The organism is Streptomyces marokkonensis, assembly GCF_008312835.1.
GTDB lineage: Bacteria > Actinomycetota > Actinomycetes > Streptomycetales > Streptomycetaceae > Streptomyces > Streptomyces marokkonensis_A.
The window spans coordinates 17,390-32,718 of sequence record NZ_VSKS01000032.1 but is presented as its reverse complement, the minus strand read 5'-3'; the positions used below and the strand labels follow the sequence as shown (position 1 = coordinate 32,718).

The window sequence follows — 15,329 nt, the reverse complement described above, 5'->3', positions numbered from 1 at the left end:
CGGCGGCCGGGTCGTGCGGTTTCGGCGGGCGCCGTCAGGGCTCCAGGACGACCTTGCCCGTGGTGCCCCTGTTCTCCAGGGCCCGGTGGGCGGCGGCGGCCTCGGCGAGCGGGAAGCGCTGCACGGCGGGGGTGAGCCGGCCCTCGGCGGCCTCGGCGAGGGCGCGCAGTTCGAGGGTGCGGACGGGGTTGGGGCCGCCGGCCCTGCGCATCATCTCGGGGCCGAGGACGTTGACCGAGACGCCCTCGACGATGTACGGGCTGTCGCTGTCGAGGCCCTCGGCCGACCAGCCGAACACGACGTGCCGGCCGCCGGGCGCGAGGAGACCGACCACCGCGCGGGCGACGTCGCCGCCCACACCGTCGTACACGACGGTGACCTTGCCCCGGTGGCCGTCGAGCCGTTCGGTCCACCGCGGGTCCGTGTAGTCGACGGCGAGGTCGGCGCCGCCTGCCTCCACGCGGGCCGTCTTGGCGGGGCCGCCGGCCAGACCGATGACGGTGGCGCCGGCGTTCCCGGCGTACTGCACGAGGAGCGTGCCGATGCCGCCGGCCGCGGCCGGGACGACGACCACGTCGCCGGGGCCCGGTTCGGCGAACTGCACGATCCCCATGGCCGTGCGGCCCGTGCCGATCATGGCGACGGCCTGGGCGAAGTCCAGCCGGCCGGGGATCTCGTGCAGGCGGTCGGCGTCGGTGACGGCCAGTTCGGCGTAGCCTCCGGGCACGAAGCCGAGGTGGGCGACCACGCGGCGGCCGAGCAGGTCCCCGGGGGTGCCCTCGCCGAGCGCGTCGACCACCCCGGCGACCTCGCGTCCGGGGATGGTCGGCAGGGCGGCCGGTGCGGGGCCCGGCCCGCGCATGCCCGTGCGCAGGGCCGCGTCCAGGAGGTGGACTCCGGCGGCCCGGACGGCGATACGGACCTGGCCCGGGCCCGGCCGCGGGTCCTCGACCTCCTCGTAGGTGAGGTTCTCGGCCGGGCCGAAGGCGTGCAGACGGATGGCGTGCATGTGGGATCCCCCCGGGGTCGGTCGCCGGTGTGTGGCGGCGGTGTGTGGCGTCGGTGTGCGCCGCCACGGCTCCCACGGTGCGACCTCAAGCGTGCTTGAGGTCAAGCGTGTTCCGGCCCAGCGCGAGCGAGACGGCCGTCAGGGCGCTGTTGAAGGACACCTCCGAGAGCACGCCGGGCACGGCGACCTGGTCACCGGCGAGGTAGACGCCGTCGCCCCGGTCGACGGCGGGCCGGTCGCGCCAGCTGGTGCCGGGCAGGTCGACGGCGCCGGTGCGGCCGTTCGCCACCGCCTGCCGCCGCCAGGTGAGCCGCTCCCGCCAGCCCTCGAAGGCCAGGTCCAGCAGTTCCTCCGCGCGGGCGGTGCCGTCCGCCTTGGACTCGCCCGGCGCGATGGGGATCTGGCCCTGGATCAGCTGCTCGCCGGCCGGGGCGAGGGTGCGGTCCTGGGCGGTGAACCGCTCCAGCCAGCCCGGCGCGTCCAGGTCGGACACGGCGAACGCGTCACCGCGCCGGGTGCGTACGGCGAGGTCGACCAGGACGGTGCGGCCGCTCGGCCAGGTCAGGGAGGGGTCGCCGAGGAGACGGCGGGCGGAGTCCAGGGAGGTGGCGACGACCACCGGGGTGTCGGTGGGCACCGTGTCGACGCGGGACAGCGTCTCCATCCGCACGCCCAGGTTCCACGCGTGGGCGGCCATCCGGTCGATGAGCCCGCCCCAGCCGCCGCGCGGGTAGTGCGCCTCCGGGGGGAGCTTGGTGGCGCGGCGCAGGCGTTCCTGGACGAACGCGGCGGACAGGGCGCCCGGGTCGTGGTGGAACAGCGCGACCGCCGCGTAGTGGGCGGCGGCCCGCGCGCCCTCCTCGCCGGCGATCCCGGTGGCCCAGGTGAGGAAGTCGGTGCCGACGGGGGCGCGCGTGCCGCCGCGGCGCAGCAGTCTCAGCATCGCGAAGGGCGGGGTGCGGCGCAGGGCGCCCCGGTGGCGGAACCGCAGCCGGGCCGCCTCCAGGGGCGGGAGCGGGGCGAGCGGTCCGATGAGGCCGCGCCGGCGCAGCCAGGTCCAGTGCGGGCCGCCGTTGTAGAGGGCGTGCGGTCCGTCGTTGGTCCGGTAGGGGCCGTCGGCGGTGCGGGCGCGGCCGCCCAGGGTGTGGTGGGCCTCGTGGACGGTGACCTTGGCGCCCGCCTCTGCCGCGGTGATGGCCGCGGTGAGTCCGGCGAAGCCGCCGCCGATGACGGTGATGCGGTGCATGGCTGGGGTCTCCCTTGGTCGTCCGGTGGTCGAACGTCGTCTTCCGGCTGTCGCGCAGAAGACGGAGCGAGGGCGCCGGATGTGACATGCGCGGGGTTTCCCCAGGTCAGGTGGATTGTCAGTGGTGGGGTGCAGCATGGGGTCATGGCGAGCGGAGCGGCGGGTGGTCCGGGAGTGAAGGGGGCGCGGCGGCCGGAGCTGCGGCTGCCCGCGCTGGAGCGGTACGAGGGGGGCGGGCTGGAGCCCGACGGGGACTACGACGGGCTGGAGTTCCGGGAGGCGGACCTCTCGGGGCAGGACGGCGGCGGGGCGCGCTTCATGGACTGCGCGCTGACGGGGTGCGCGCTGGACGGGACGCGGCTGTCCCGGGCGCGGGTGCTGGACTCGTCCCTGGCCGGTGTCCGGGGCGTGGGCACCGACCTCGCCGAGGCGACCCTGCGCGACGTCGAGCTGACCGGCGCGCGGCTCGGGGGGACGCAGTTGCACGGGGCGGCGCTGGAGCGGGTGCTGATCCGCGGCGGCAAGATCGACTTTTTGAACCTGCGCGGGGCCCGGCTCAAGGACGTGGTCTTCGAGGGCTGTGTGCTGGTGGAGCCGGACTTCGGCGGGGCACGTCTGGAGCGCGTGGAGTTCGTGGACTGCGCGCTGAAGGGCGCGGACCTTTCGGGGGCCACGCTGAAGGACGTCGACCTGCGGGGCGCGGCCGCGCTGGAGATCGCGAGGGGGGTGGACCGGCTGTCGGGGGCGCTGATCAGCACGACCCAGCTCCTGGACCTGGCACCGGTGCTGGCGGGGGAGCTGGGGATCAGGGTGGAGGGGTGAGCGGGGGCGGGCGGGCCCGATGCGTGTTCCCGTCCGGTGATCGGCAGTGGTCAGGGGAGTCTCGGGTAGCGGGCCAGGAGGGTCCAGATGGCGGGGTTGTCGGCGAGGTCGTCGTGGAGGTCGGTCAGGTCGGCGACGAGGTCGTGGAGGAAGTCACGGGCCTCGCGGCGTAGTTCGGTGTGGGAGAAGGTCAGCGGGGGTTCGGAGGCGGGCAGCCACTCCGCCTCGATGTCCACCCAGCCGAAGCGGCGTTCGAACAGCAGGCGGTCGGTGGACTCGGTGAAGTCCAGTTCCGCGTGCTGGGGCCGCGAGGCGCGCGAGCCGGCCGGGTCCCGGTCGACGCGCTCCACGATGTCGCACAGCGCCCACGCGAAGTCGAGCACCGGCACCCATCCCCAGGCTGTGGACACCTCGCGGTCCGACGCGGTGTCGGCGAGATAGACGTCACCGCAGAACAGGTCGTGGCGCAGGGCGTGGACGTCCGCGCGGCGGTAGTCGGTCTGCGGGGGGTCGGGGAAGCGGTGGGAGAGGGCGTAGCCGATGTCGAGCACGTGGGTGATGGTGTCACGGCACGGCGCACCCGCCCTCGTAGGATCCGGAAGTGCGCTCCTACCTCCTCCGTTCCCGCACCGTCGCCGCCGCCGCGCTCACGGTCTCGCTGGCCGCGTGCGGAAGCGGTTCCGGGACCGGCCCCGGCGGGTCCGGCGGGGCCGGTGCGGGTGATCCGTACTTCCCGAAGGCCGGCAACGGCGGCTACGACGTCACCCACTACGCCCTCGACCTCGCCCACGACCCGCGCGCCCACCACCTCACCGGCACCGCGACGATCACCGCCCGCGCGACGCGGGACCTCTCCGCGCTGAACCTGGACCTCAAGGGTCTCGACGTCGGGTCCGTCACCGTGGACGGCGCGACCGCGCGGTGGAGCCGCGACGGCCAGGAGCTGACCGTCCGGCCGCGCGGCGCACTCGAACGGGACGCGCGCTTCCGTGTCGTCGTCCGCTACTCCGGCGCCCCGGAGACCGTCACCGACCCGGACGGCTCCGAGGAGGGCTGGCTGCGCACCGCCGACGGGGCGCTGGCCCTGGGGCAGCCGACGGGCTCCATGGCGTGGTTCCCGGGCAACCACCACCCCTCCGACAAGGCGACGTACAGCATCGCGGTGACGGTGCCCGAGGGGCTGCGGGCGGTGTCCAACGGGGAGCCGGCCGGTGAGGAGACGAAGGGGAGCCGCACCACCTACCGGTGGCGTGTCGGCGAGCCGATGGCGAGCTACCTCGCCACCCTCGCCATCGGCAGGTACGAGGTCGACCGCACCAGGACCGCGGACGGGTTGCCGGTGTACACGGCCGTCGACCCCTCACAGGCGGCGGCGAGCCGCGCGGTCCTGGCGCGGATTCCCGAGGTCGTGGCGTGGGCGGAGCGGACCTTCGGTCCGTACCCCTTCTCGTCCGTCGGCGCGGTCGTCGAACGTCCGGAGGACGCCGGTTACGCCCTGGAGACGCAGAACCGGCCCGTCTTCCCCGGCGCCCCCGACACCGGGCTGCTGGTGCACGAGATCGCCCACCAGTGGTACGGCAACTCCGTGACCCCGCGCACCTGGCGGGACATGTGGCTCAACGAGGGCTTCGCGACGTACGCGCAGTGGCTGTGGCAGGAGGACCACGGCGGCGACACCGCGCAGCGGACCTTCGACTCGCTGTACGCCGGCGGGTACTTCCCGGACGCGGAGACCAACGCGGCGCTCTGGTCCTTCCCGCCGGCCGAGCCGCCGGACGCGGCGCACATCTCCGCGACCCCCGTCTACTGGCGCGGCGCGATGGTCCTGCACAAGATCCGGCGGACGGTGGGCGACGACGCCTTCGCCGCCCTCCTGCGCGGCTGGGCGGCGGAGCACCGGCACGGTACGGCGGACACCGGCCAGTTCACGGCGTACGTGGAGAAGTCGGCGCCGGGCAAGGACTTCGGCGCGATCTGGGCGGACTGGCTCTACGGGGAGGGGCGGCCGGGCAGGCCCTGAGGCCTCCTGCGGCGTGCCGCCCCCGTCAGGCCCCGGTGCGCGCCGGAGCCCCCGGCCGGGCGGGAGGCCGGGCCGGGGGCTCCGTCACGGAGACGGTGTCCGTCAGACGTTCACGCCGAAGTCCTGGGCGATGCCCACGAGGCCCGAGGCGTAGCCCTGGCCGACCGCGCGGAACTTCCACTCCGCGCCGTTGCGGTACAGCTCGCCGAAGACCATGGCCGTCTCGGTGGCCGCGTCCTCCGACAGGTCGTAGCGGGCGATCTCGGCGCCGCCGGCCTGGTTGACGATGCGGATGTAGGCGTTGCGCACCTGGCCGAAGTTCTGCGAACGGTTCTCGGCGTCGTAGATCGAGACCGGGAAGACGATCTTGTCGATGTCGGCCGGGAGCGCGGCCAGGTTGACGTTGATCGCCTCGTCGTCGCCGGCGCCCTCACCCGTGCGGTTGTCACCCGTGTGGACGATGGTGTTGTCCGGGGTCTGCTTGTTGTTGAAGAACACGAAGTGGGCGTCCGAGTAGACCTTGCCCTGCGTGTTGACCGCGATCGCCGAGGCGTCGAGGTCGAAGTCCGTGCCGGTGGTGGTGCGGACGTCCCAGCCGAGGCCCACGGTGACGGCGGTCAGGCCCGGAGCCTCCTTGGTGAGCGAGACGTTGCCACCCTTGGACAGGCTTACAGCCATTGTTGGGAGTCCCTTCCCTCGTTTACGTACGGCTAGAAGCTACAGCTACCACCTTGAACGCGGAGAGGGGTACGCGAGGTTCCGGCTCGCTTTACTTTCTTTACCCGGGTTTCGCGGGATCCTCCGGGAACCGGTCAGGGCCTCCGGTTACGGGGACCGGTTATTGGGATGACGTGACCCTGTCGGACGCGGGAACCTGTACGGCATGTCCGGTCCCTATCTCATCCGCGGTTCCGTCTCCCTGCCCGAGACGGAGCTCATGTGGCGTTTCTCGCGGTCGTCCGGGCCGGGTGGACAGCATGTGAACACCAGCGACTCCCAGGTCGAACTGCGCTTCGATCTCGCCCGCACCGAGGCGCTGCCCGAGGTGTGGAAGCAGCGGGCGCTCGAACGGCTGGCCGGACGGCTGACCGACGGGGTGATCGCTGTTCGCGCTTCGGAGCACCGCTCGCAGTGGCGCAATCGCGAAACCGCCGCGGTGCGGCTGGCGGCGCTGCTCGCGGAGGCGACCGCGCCCCCGCCGAAGCCGCGGAGGCCGACGCGCATCCCGCGGGGCATCAACGAGCGGCGGCTGCGGGAGAAGAAGCAGCGCTCCGAGACGAAGCGGGGGCGCTCCGCGCGGGACTGGGGCTGACCCCGGTGCCCCTCCCCGGGCGCGCCCCGCCCCGGGCCCCGGCCCTGGGGACCCGTGTGCGCCTGCGGGTGCGTCGTGGCTGGTCGCGCAGTTCCCCGCGCCCCTGGTGGCCCCCGTCCGGGTGGTCCTGGGGGTTCCGTGTGTGCCTGCGGGTGCGTCGTGGCTGGTCGCGCAGTTCCCCGCGCCCCTTTGGGGGTGCGGTGCCCTCGTGTCTAGTTCAGGTTCAGTACGCCCACCGTCTCGCCCTCGGCGAGTTCGCCGTTCTTGCGGAAGCCGAGGCCCAGGTAGAAGTTCTCGGGGCCGTTGTCGCCGGGGTGCCAGGTGACGTAGAGCTCCTTGGTGCCGCGGCGGCGCAGTTCCTCGGCCACCGACCGCACCGCGAAGCGGCCGTAGCCCTTGCCCTGCTCCTCCGCCGCGATGTTCAGCCGCCACAGTCCGGAGCGGATGGCGCTGCCGTCGTCGTGCCAGTCGATGTCGAGGAAAGCCATCAGGAAGCCGACCGCGCGGTCGCCGTCCATGATCAGCCGGGGCCAGGCGGTGCCGGGGTGGACGTAGGCCTCGGCGAGGGAGTCGGCCACCGGCTCGACGGCGAATTCCTGGTCGGGGCGCACCCGTATGCCGAGGGCGGCCTTGAGGTTCCCGGCGGTGATCTCTTCGAGGCGCGGAGCCGTGGTCGTCGTCACGTGGGCACCCTAGGCGGGGAAATCCCGTGACGTGAAAGGGATTTCGCGACCGGAGCGGGAATTCCGTCCGGCGTTCAGCCCAACTGCCGGTAACGGCCCCGGAAATACGTCAGCGGACCGCCCTCCGCGCTCGGTACGCGGGCGGTCATGACGCGGCCGATCACCAGGGTGTGGTCCCCGGCCGGCACCCGCTGCTCGGTGCGGCACTCCAGCGTCGCCAGCGCGCCGCCCACCAGCGGGGCCCCGCTGTACTCGCCGCGCAGGTACGGGATGTCCGCGAACAGCAGGCGGTCGCTGACCCTGCCCTTCATCGCGAAGCGGCCCGCGATGTGGCGCTGGCTCTCGGAGAGCACGGACACCGCCCACGTCGGCTGTTCGTCGAGGAGGTCGTCCATGCGGGAGCCGTCGCGCAGGCTGACCAGCACCAGCGGGGGGTCCAGGGAGACCGAGAGGAACCCGGTCGCGGTCATGCCGACGTCCTCCCCGGCCGGCGCTCCGGGGTCGTCCGGGTCCAGCGGCGGCTCCTGCGCGGTCACCAGGACCACGCCGGAGGCCAGACGGGACATGGCTGCGCGGAACTCGTCGTTGCTCACCCCCTCAGCATGCCGGGCGTGGGGTGGAACGGTGATCGTGGCCGGGGCGGCAGGAGTGTTCACACGCCGGAACGCTAATCTCCGCTCCACGGGCACCGCATCGGGCCCCGGCCCGAACCGGGACCTAGGACCAACGCCCGATCCGGACGCAGGTCCTGCGCAACAGGCGTAAAAACCGTGTTCGGCGAAAGCCGGGGAAACCACGGAGAGACCACGCAATTGTTCACGTTTAGCTGTGACTTGAGTCACAAGGGGCAGTAATTGTTGACCCTGTGTACCGAGTGGGCAGCGCGCTGTGATTCAGTGGCGGGGAAGCTGGTAGGACGATACGCCGAAGAGAACCCTTGATTCGCTCCGAGGTCTCGGGGGGAGGGCGAGGATGGAGACCGAGTCGGAACCCTACGTCCGTCTTGCGTCGCTGCGGCAACTGCACCAGGCCATGGCCGACATGAACACGGCACGCAGCCTGGCGGACACGTTGCAGACGGTCGCCGACGGCGTCGTGGGCGCCCTCGGGTACGAGCTGGCGTGCGTCAATCTCGTACGCCCCGACGGCGATCTCGTCGTCGCCGCCCTGGCCGGCAACTCCGCCGCCGAGGCCCTCATCACCGGCCGGGCCGGCTCCCGCGAGTCCTGGGACCGCCGCCTCGGCATGGGCGAACGCTGGGGCGACCTGGTCTTCATACCGCACACCGAGGGCTGGGTCCTCGACGACGACGACGTCCCGCAGTGGTACACCGACGGGCCCGCGCCCCGCTTCGAGGACGAGTGGCATCCCTCCGACCGGCTCTTCGCCCCGATGTACGCCCCCGGCCCGCAGGGCGGCGGCACCTCCGGCGAACTGGTCGGCGTGCTGTCCGTGGACCGTCCGCGCAACGGCCGGCGGCCCGGCGCCTGGGGCCGCGAGGCCCTGCAGATGTACGCCTTCCAGGCCGCCATCGCGATCAGCAACGCCCGGCTGCGCGCCAACATGCAGCGCGCCCTGGTCCGCCTGGAGCGCGACCAGCAGGCACTGCGGGCCAGTGAGGAGAGCTTCCGGCAGGCCTTCGAGTACGCCCCCTCCGGCATGGCCATCGCCGAGATGGGCGGCGACCAGCACGGCCGCATCCTGCGCACCAACGACGCCCTGTGCCGCCTGCTCGGCCGCCCCGCCTCCGCGATGCGCCGCTACTCCTTCTCCGACCTGGTCCACCCCGAGGACATCGGCACCCTGCTGCGCACCTCCGCCGAGGGCGGCCGGGCCGAGCTGCGCCTGGGCCGCCGCGACGGGACGTACGTCTGGGTCTCCCTGCGCAACTCCGTCGTCGCCGACGCCGCGGACGGCCCCCGCTTCCTGCTCACCCACGTCGAGGACATCGAGGAGCGCAAGCGGCGCGAGCTCCAGCTCGCCCACCGCGCCTCCCACGACTCGCTCACCGGGCTGCCGAACTCCGCCGAGCTGCGGGCGCGGCTGTCGTCCCGGCTGTGCCGGCAGCAGCCGCAGAGCGCGCTGCCCGCCGACGTCGACTCCATGGACCCCTTCGAGTCCTTCGACTCCCACGACGCCGCCTACGGCCCGCCCGTATTCGACCGGGGGCACGACTTCGACTTCCCGCCGGGCGCCGAGGGGTACGAGGGTTTCGACCACCACGTGCACACCATCGCCCCGGCCGCGGAGTTCGACGACGGCACCAAGGGTCTCGCGGTGCTCTTCTGCGACCTCGACGGCTTCAAGTCGATCAACGACCGGTTCGGGCACAACGCGGGTGACGCGGTGCTCATCGAGGTCGCCCGCCGCCTGAGCAACGGCGTACGGGACGGCGACACCGTCGCCCGGCTCGGCGGCGACGAGTTCGTGATCCTCGCCGACGGGCTCGGCCGGGCCGACGCCCAGGACCTCGCCGTACGGCTGCGCAACGAGATCATCCAGCCCATCCGGGCCGAGGGGCGGGCCGTGCGGGTCGGGGCCAGCTTCGGCATCGGGTGGGCGCATTGCGGGATGACCGCGGACGAAGTGCTGAAGTCCGCTGACGAACGGATGTACGTCGAGAAACGATCTCGTCCCAAACAGCACCGGCGTGCGGGATGATGCGCAGGTCAGTGAGTTGACGCGGTCGGAGCCACCCATTCGGGCCACGGCGAGCGGGTAGGCTCGCCTTCTCCACACCGCACCCGATCCGCAGCTAGGAGCACCAAGGGATGACGCCCGGCAACAACGGCGCGAGCACGCCCGAGGACGACGACCCGTTCGGCTACCTCTACGCCGACGGGCAGGCCAACGGCGCCCAGCCGCCGTCCGGAGGCTACGGCTACCCGAACTCGGTCAACCGGGTGCGGCCGGTCGGGACCCGGCAGTACGGCCAGCAGGCCCCCGCTCCGCAGGCACCGCAGCAGGGCTCCTACGGCCAGCCGAGCGCCCACTACGCCGCCCCGGAGACGCTGCCGGGCGGAGCACCGGCCGCCCACTCCCCGCAGCCGTCGCACGGCGGCGGTGGCGGCCGGGGCCGCGGCCCGAACACCAAGGGCCTCCTCATCGGCGCGATCGCGGTGGTCGCCGCGGTCGTGATCGGCATCAGCGTGGCCATGATCGGCGGCGACGACGACGAAAAGGGCGGCAACCAGGCGGACGCGTCCCCGACCCAGACCCAGGGCAGCACCGAACCGAGCCCGTCGGCGAGCGAGGGTGAGCCGGAGGAGAAGGCCGACCTGCCGACCATCGACGCGAAGGCGCTCCGCCTGGACGGTGGAGCGGGCCTCGCGTCCGACGTCGAGGGTGCGCAGTCCGACGGCGGTATCTACGTGGCGGGCCTCAACAAGCCCGGTGCCACGGTCACCTGGACCGTCAACGGCGTCCCCGAGGACGGCGCCTACACCGTCTTCGTGCGGTACAGCACGACCGACGACCCCCAGTCGATGACGCTCACCGTCAACGGCAAGCCGTTCGGCACCAAACTGAACATGGACAACTTCGCCCGCGCCAAGGACGGCGACTTCTCCAAGGGCTGGACCAAGACCTTCGCGTGGCCCACGCTCAACAAGGGCACCAACACGATCTCGGTCTCCTGCGCCGACGGCGACAAGTGCAACGTCCTGCTCGACCAGCTGTGGCTCAAGGAGGGCCAGGTCAAGGACTGACCTGCCCTACGCCGCGTGCGCTTCCCCGGTCACCATGACCTCCGGCAGCAGCTCCTCGTACACCGCGCGGTCGAACTCGCCGGCCACCGGGGAGAGGACCGTGGCCGAGGCCAGGGCGAGCGCCCGGGACAGGCGGGCCGGCCAGGGCTCGTGGGCGGTCAGGGACGAGAGGAGACCGGCGACGACCGAGTCGCCGGCGCCGGTCGGGTTGCCGCGGAGGCGGGCCGGAGGGGTGGCACGCCAGAGGGAGTCCGGGGTCGCCGCGAGGAGCCCGTCCGGGCCCAGGGAGGCGACCACCGTTCCCGCGCCCCGGCGGCGGGCGTCCTGGGTGGCGCGCAAGGGGTCGTGGGAGCCGGTGAGTTCGGCCAGTTCCCCGGCGTTCGGCTTGAGGATGTCGGGGCGGCCCGCCACCCCGCGGCGCAGCGCCGCCCCGCTGGTGTCGAGGAGGGCCGGGACCCCGGCCGCGCGCGCCGTGCGGATCAGGCCCGCGTACGCGCCCACCGGGACGCCCGGGGGCAGGCTGCCGCACAGGGCCACCGCCGAGGCGGAGGACAGCAGGTCCTCGTACACCTCCTGGAAGGCGGACCACTCGGCGTGGCTGATGGCCGGGCCGGGCTCGTTGAGCTGGGTGGTGCCGCCTGAGCGCTCGTCGACCACGGCTATGGTGCGCCGGGTGGTGCCGCTGACCGGGACCAGAGCGTCCGTCAGATGGGGCACCTCGGTGAGCCGGTCGCGCAGGACGCGCCCCGTCGTACCGCCCGAGAAGCCGGTGACCGTCACCTCGTGGCCGAGGGCGGCGAGCACCCGGGCCACGTTGACGCCCTTGCCGCCGGGGCGTTCCGTCACCTCGGAGACCCGGTGGGAGCTCCCCGGCCGCAGGGACGGCACGTGGTAGGTGATGTCGAGCGCGGTGTTCAGTGTGACCGTGAGGATCACCGGGCCGGCCTCCCCTCTTGCCTGCGCATGTCCGTGTCCCGGGGACACGATCATGCCAAACGGACGGCGGTCGGCCCACCCCTCGGACCGGCCGCCGTCCCCCGACGGCGGGACGGATCAGCCCAGTTGGGGATCGACCACCCATTCTCCCCGGCGCATCACGCCCACCAGGTCGAACCCGTCGTCCAGAACCACCAGGTCGGCGTCCTTCCCGGGCTCCAGGGAGCCGATCCGCCCGTCCAGGCCGAGCAGCCGTGCCGGGTTGGCGGAGATCGCCGCGACGACGTCCTCGACGGGCAGTCCGTCCACCGTCACCGCCCGCTTGAAGGCACGGTCCAGGGTGAGCGTGGAGCCGGCGATCGAGCCGCCCTCCACCAGCCGGGCCACACCGTCCGCGACCTCGACCTCCATCGGGCCCAGCATGTAGCGGCCGTCCCCGAAGCCGGCCGCGTCCATCGCGTCGGTGATGAAGGCGACGCGTTCCCGGCCGGCGTGGTGGAAGGCCAGCTGGAGCGCGGCCGGATGCAGATGCGTACCGTCGTTGATCAGCTCGACGGTGACCCGCTCGTCCTCGAGCAGCGCGGTGATCGGCCCCGGGGCGCGGTGGCCGAGCGGGGGCATCGCGTTGAACAGGTGGGTGGCGACGGTCGCGCCCGCGTCGATCGCCTGGAGCGTCTGCTCGTACGTCGCGTCCGTGTGTCCCACGGCCGCGATCACCCCGTGCTCGGCGAGCAGCCGTACGGAGTCCAGGCCGCCCGGCAGTTCCGTGGCCAGCGTCATCATCCGGGCCTGGCCGTGCGCCGCGTCGAGCAGCTTGCGGACCTCGGCCGGGTCGGGGTCGCGCAGCAGCTGCCCGTCGTGCGCGCCCTTGCGGCAGGGGGAGATGAACGGCCCCTCGAAGTGGATGCCGGCGATGTCGCCCTGCTGTGCCAGTTCGGCCAGCATCCCGGCGTGCCGGGCGAGGAAGTCCAGGTCACCGGTGACGGCGGAGGCGACCACGGTGGTGGTGCCGTGCAGGCGGTGGGTGCGCACGCCCCGCAGGATGTCCTCGGCGGTGCCGCCGGCGAAGGACGCCCCTCCGCCCCCGTGGTTGTGCATGTCGACGAAGCCGGGGACCAGCCAGTGGCCGGACAGGTCGACCGTCGCGGCGTCGCCGGGCCCGGTGTCCGCGATCCGTGTGCCCTCGACGATCAGGCGGCCGTCGTCGACGGTCCCGGTGGGCAGTACCACCCGGGCACCGGTGAGAACCTTGGTGTGGGCCATCAGGCGGTTACCTCCGCGGGGTCAGTGGTGTCGATCAGATCCCAGGCGAGGAGCCCCGCGCCCAGGCATCCGGCGGTGTCCCCGAGGGCGGCGGGGACCAGGGACGGCAGCTTCTGGAAGGTGACCCGCCGCCGGACGGCCTCCCGCAGCGGTGTGAACAAGGTTTCCCCCGCCTCGGCGAGCCCGCCACCGATGATCAGCGTGCGGGGGTCCAGCAGGGTGAGCGCGGTGACCAGCCCGTCGGCGAGCGCGTCCACCGCCTCCTGCCACACCTCACGGGCCCGGACGTCCCCGGACCCGACGGCCTTCGCACAGTCCGCGGCGTCCGCGCCGGGGTCGCCGCAGGCGGCCGCCCACGCCTCGCTCACCGCCGCGGCGGACGCGTACCGCTCGAGACAGCCGTGCTGCCCGCACGGACAGGGGGCGCCCCCGGGCCGTACGACGATGTGCCCGATCTCTCCGGCGAAGCCGTGCGCGCCCGCCTCGACCCGGCCGTCGATGCCGATGGCGCCCGCGATACCGGTGCCCAGCGGCACGAACAGGAAACGGTCCGCGCCCCGGCCCGCCCCGATGCGGCCCTCGGCGAGCCCGCCGGTGCGCACGTCGTGGCCGAGGGCGACGGGGACGCCGCCGAGGCGCTCGGTGAGCAGGGCGCGCAGCGGGACGTCGCGCCAGCCGAGGTTGGCGGCGTAGACGGCGGTGCCCTCCGCCTCGTCGACGATGCCGGGGACGGCCACCCCGGCGGCCGACGCGGGTTCGCCGTGCCGGCGGATGCCGTGGGCGCGCAGTTCGGCCGCGAAGCCGAGGATGCCGGCGACGACCGCGTCCGGGCCGCGCTCGCGGCCGGTGGGCCGGCGGGCCTGGTGCAGCAGCTCGCCGTCCGCCCCGACCAGGGCGGCCTTCATCCCGGTGCCGCCCACGTCGAGGGCGATGACATGTCTCACGGAGGACAGTGTGGACCGGGTACCCTCAAGAGGTCTAGTCCACTCACGTGGTGTAGACCTTATTCCGACTATCGAAAAGTTTCGGATGGCGCGGGGCGCCGGGGTAGGGGCGAGGCAGTGCAGCGGCGGGTCAGGACAAGGACGATCGCGGCGGTGTCCGCGCTGGGGCTGATGGGTGTCCTCGGCGGATGCGGAGCCGGCGGCGGCTCGTCGGACGTGACGCTGACCCTCGTCGCCGCCGACTACGGCACCGGCGCGGCCAACAGCTCCGAGAAGTACTGGGCCGACCTGGTCGAGCGGTACGAGTCCGACCACCCCGGCGTGACGATCGACGTCAGCGTGCACTCCTGGAACGACGTCGACCGCGAGGTCAAGGAGATGGTCGACGCCGGCGACCCGCCGGACATGGCGCAGATCGGCGCGTACGCCGACTACGCGGCCGAGGGCCGGCTCTACCGGGTCGGCGACCTGCTCTCCATCCCCGTCCAGGCGGACTTCCTCTCGCAGCTCTCCGCCGCGGGGGAGGTCAACAGCGTGCAGTACGGCATGCCGTTCGCCGCCTCCACACGCGTGCTGTTCTACAACAAGGACCTGTTCGCCGAGGCCGGCCTCACCCCGCCGAAGACCTGGGACGAACTCGCCGAGAACGCCGAGGCGCTCGAGGCCCGGGGAGTGACCTACCCGTACGCGCTGCCGCTCGGCCCGGAGGAGGCGCAGGCCGAGACCATGCAGTGGCTGCTCAGCGGCGACGGCGGCTACACCGACCTGGCGGGCACGTACGGCATCGACTCCACGGAGAACGTCGAGACCTTCAGCTGGCTGCGGGACGAACTGGTCGGCAAGGGCCTCACCGGTCCCGTCGCCCCCGGCAAGCTGGACCGGGCCAAGGCGTTCGAGGCGTTCGCCGCCGGTGACGTCGGCATGCTCAACGGGCATCCCTCGCTGATGGAGATGGCGGGGAAGAAGGGCGTGGAGTTCGGCATGGTGCCGACGCCCGGGGCCGACGGCGCGAGCTCCGCCACGCTCGGGGTCGCCGACTGGATGATGGCCTTCAACGAGAACGGCCACCGCGACGAGGTCGGCGACTTCCTCGACTTCGTCTACAGCGAGGAGAACGTGCTCGACTTCTCCCGCGAGTACAACCTGCTGCCGGTCACCGGCTCCGCGTCCCGCACGATGGCCGCGTCCGAGCGGGACAAGGACCTCGAGCCGTTCCTCGACCAGCTGCCGACCTCGGAGCTCTACCCGGTCGGCAACACGTCCTGGGCGGCGGTCAACGCGGCGATCAAGAAGCAGATCGGCAAGGCGGTCGCCCCGGGCGGCAGCCCCGCGGGCGTCCTGGGCGCACTCCAGGCGACGGCCACGCGCGCGGAGAGCGCGGAGTAGC

Annotated in this window: 15 protein-coding genes; 6 read left to right on the top strand and 9 right to left on the bottom strand. The window is 73.1% G+C overall.

What is annotated here, in order from left to right:
- Nucleotides 1–34: 34 nt before the first annotated feature.
- Nucleotides 35–1,009 (bottom strand): zinc-binding dehydrogenase, encoded by a 975-nt coding sequence (locus F1615_RS34040; protein ID WP_149552908.1) that lies wholly within the window; start codon nt 1,007–1,009, stop codon nt 35–37.
- 85 nt (nt 1,010–1,094) lie between these two features.
- The gene (locus F1615_RS34035; protein WP_149552907.1) at nt 1,095–2,255 is read right to left on the bottom strand and encodes an NAD(P)-binding protein; all 1,161 of its coding nucleotides are present in this window, start codon (nt 2,253–2,255) and stop codon (nt 1,095–1,097) included.
- A 144-nt stretch (nt 2,256–2,399) separates the two neighbouring features.
- Here F1615_RS34035 and F1615_RS34030 point away from each other — a divergent pair, with 144 nt between their 5' ends.
- Nucleotides 2,400–3,077, top strand: coding sequence for a pentapeptide repeat-containing protein (locus F1615_RS34030; RefSeq protein ID WP_149552906.1), 678 nt, complete (start codon nt 2,400–2,402; stop codon nt 3,075–3,077).
- Nucleotides 3,078–3,127: 50 nt separating this feature from the next.
- On the opposite strand, the gene F1615_RS34025 is transcribed toward F1615_RS34030, so the two are convergent.
- Nucleotides 3,128–3,628 (bottom strand): hypothetical protein, encoded by a 501-nt coding sequence (locus F1615_RS34025; RefSeq protein WP_149552905.1) that lies wholly within the window; start codon nt 3,626–3,628, stop codon nt 3,128–3,130.
- A 50-nt stretch (nt 3,629–3,678) separates the two neighbouring features.
- Between F1615_RS34025 and F1615_RS34020 the strand changes: the two genes are divergently transcribed.
- On the top strand, nt 3,679–5,097 hold the full coding sequence (locus tag F1615_RS34020) for a M1 family metallopeptidase (protein WP_149552904.1): 1,419 nt from the start codon (nt 3,679–3,681) through the stop codon (nt 5,095–5,097).
- A 102-nt stretch (nt 5,098–5,199) separates the two neighbouring features.
- Here F1615_RS34020 and F1615_RS34015 read toward each other — a convergent pair whose 3' ends face one another.
- The gene (locus tag F1615_RS34015; RefSeq protein ID WP_030829245.1) at nt 5,200–5,775 is read right to left on the bottom strand and encodes a TerD family protein; all 576 of its coding nucleotides are present in this window, start codon (nt 5,773–5,775) and stop codon (nt 5,200–5,202) included.
- Nucleotides 5,776–5,971: 196 nt separating this feature from the next.
- Between F1615_RS34015 and arfB the strand changes: the two genes are divergently transcribed.
- Nucleotides 5,972–6,409, top strand: coding sequence for an alternative ribosome rescue aminoacyl-tRNA hydrolase ArfB (gene arfB / locus F1615_RS34010; protein ID WP_149552903.1), 438 nt, complete (start codon nt 5,972–5,974; stop codon nt 6,407–6,409).
- Nucleotides 6,410–6,621: 212 nt separating this feature from the next.
- Here the strand turns inward: arfB and F1615_RS34005 are convergent, their stop codons facing one another.
- Together F1615_RS34005 and F1615_RS34000 are read right to left on the bottom strand one after the other, a co-directional pair.
- Nucleotides 6,622–7,092, bottom strand: coding sequence for a GNAT family N-acetyltransferase (locus F1615_RS34005; RefSeq protein WP_149552902.1), 471 nt, complete (start codon nt 7,090–7,092; stop codon nt 6,622–6,624).
- A gap of 74 nt (nt 7,093–7,166) precedes the next feature.
- Nucleotides 7,167–7,658: a flavin reductase family protein gene (locus tag F1615_RS34000; RefSeq protein ID WP_425385677.1), complete on the bottom strand. Its 492-nt coding sequence runs from the start codon at nt 7,656–7,658 to the stop codon at nt 7,167–7,169.
- A gap of 406 nt (nt 7,659–8,064) precedes the next feature.
- Between F1615_RS34000 and cdgB the strand changes: the two genes are divergently transcribed.
- Nucleotides 8,065–9,753, top strand: a complete 1,689-nt coding sequence (cdgB, locus tag F1615_RS33995; protein ID WP_149552900.1) for a diguanylate cyclase CdgB — start codon at nt 8,065–8,067, stop codon at nt 9,751–9,753.
- A 110-nt stretch (nt 9,754–9,863) separates the two neighbouring features.
- The gene (locus F1615_RS33990; RefSeq protein ID WP_149552899.1) at nt 9,864–10,799 is read left to right on the top strand and encodes a carbohydrate-binding protein; all 936 of its coding nucleotides are present in this window, start codon (nt 9,864–9,866) and stop codon (nt 10,797–10,799) included.
- Nucleotides 10,800–10,805: 6 nt separating this feature from the next.
- Here F1615_RS33990 and F1615_RS33985 read toward each other — a convergent pair whose 3' ends face one another.
- From F1615_RS33985 to F1615_RS33975, 3 genes are all read right to left on the bottom strand, one after another.
- Nucleotides 10,806–11,735, bottom strand: coding sequence for a 1-phosphofructokinase family hexose kinase (locus F1615_RS33985; RefSeq protein WP_149552898.1), 930 nt, complete (start codon nt 11,733–11,735; stop codon nt 10,806–10,808).
- Nucleotides 11,736–11,852: 117 nt separating this feature from the next.
- A complete protein-coding gene (nagA, locus tag F1615_RS33980; RefSeq protein WP_149552897.1) occupies nt 11,853–12,998 on the bottom strand; it encodes an N-acetylglucosamine-6-phosphate deacetylase in 1,146 nt (381 codons plus the stop codon).
- Nucleotides 12,998–13,942 (bottom strand): ROK family protein, encoded by a 945-nt coding sequence (locus F1615_RS33975; RefSeq protein WP_149552896.1) that lies wholly within the window; start codon nt 13,940–13,942, stop codon nt 12,998–13,000. Before F1615_RS33975 ends, nagA begins: the two co-directional genes overlap by 1 nt.
- A gap of 171 nt (nt 13,943–14,113) precedes the next feature.
- Between F1615_RS33975 and F1615_RS33970 the strand changes: the two genes are divergently transcribed.
- The gene (locus F1615_RS33970; RefSeq protein WP_425385676.1) at nt 14,114–15,328 is read left to right on the top strand and encodes an extracellular solute-binding protein; all 1,215 of its coding nucleotides are present in this window, start codon (nt 14,114–14,116) and stop codon (nt 15,326–15,328) included.
- The last annotated feature ends 1 nt before the right edge of the window (nt 15,329 follow it).

What these genes read in the sequence shown, in the direction of transcription:
- nagA (WP_149552897.1), bottom strand. Translation starts at nt 12,998, where the DNA reads ATGGCCCACACCAAGGTTCTCACCGGTGCCCGGGTGGTACTGCCCACC.
- F1615_RS34035 (WP_149552907.1), bottom strand. Translation starts at nt 2,255, where the DNA reads ATGCACCGCATCACCGTCATCGGCGGCGGCTTCGCCGGACTCACCGCG.
- F1615_RS34030 (WP_149552906.1), top strand. Translation starts at nt 2,400, where the DNA reads ATGGCGAGCGGAGCGGCGGGTGGTCCGGGAGTGAAGGGGGCGCGGCGG.
- F1615_RS33970 (WP_425385676.1), top strand. Translation starts at nt 14,114, where the DNA reads ATGGGTGTCCTCGGCGGATGCGGAGCCGGCGGCGGCTCGTCGGACGTG.
- F1615_RS34000 (WP_425385677.1), bottom strand. Translation starts at nt 7,658, where the DNA reads ATGTCCCGTCTGGCCTCCGGCGTGGTCCTGGTGACCGCGCAGGAGCCG.
- cdgB (WP_149552900.1), top strand. Translation starts at nt 8,065, where the DNA reads ATGGAGACCGAGTCGGAACCCTACGTCCGTCTTGCGTCGCTGCGGCAA.
- F1615_RS33990 (WP_149552899.1), top strand. Translation starts at nt 9,864, where the DNA reads ATGACGCCCGGCAACAACGGCGCGAGCACGCCCGAGGACGACGACCCG.
- F1615_RS34015 (WP_030829245.1), bottom strand. Translation starts at nt 5,775, where the DNA reads ATGGCTGTAAGCCTGTCCAAGGGTGGCAACGTCTCGCTCACCAAGGAG.
- F1615_RS34040 (WP_149552908.1), bottom strand. Translation starts at nt 1,009, where the DNA reads ATGCACGCCATCCGTCTGCACGCCTTCGGCCCGGCCGAGAACCTCACC.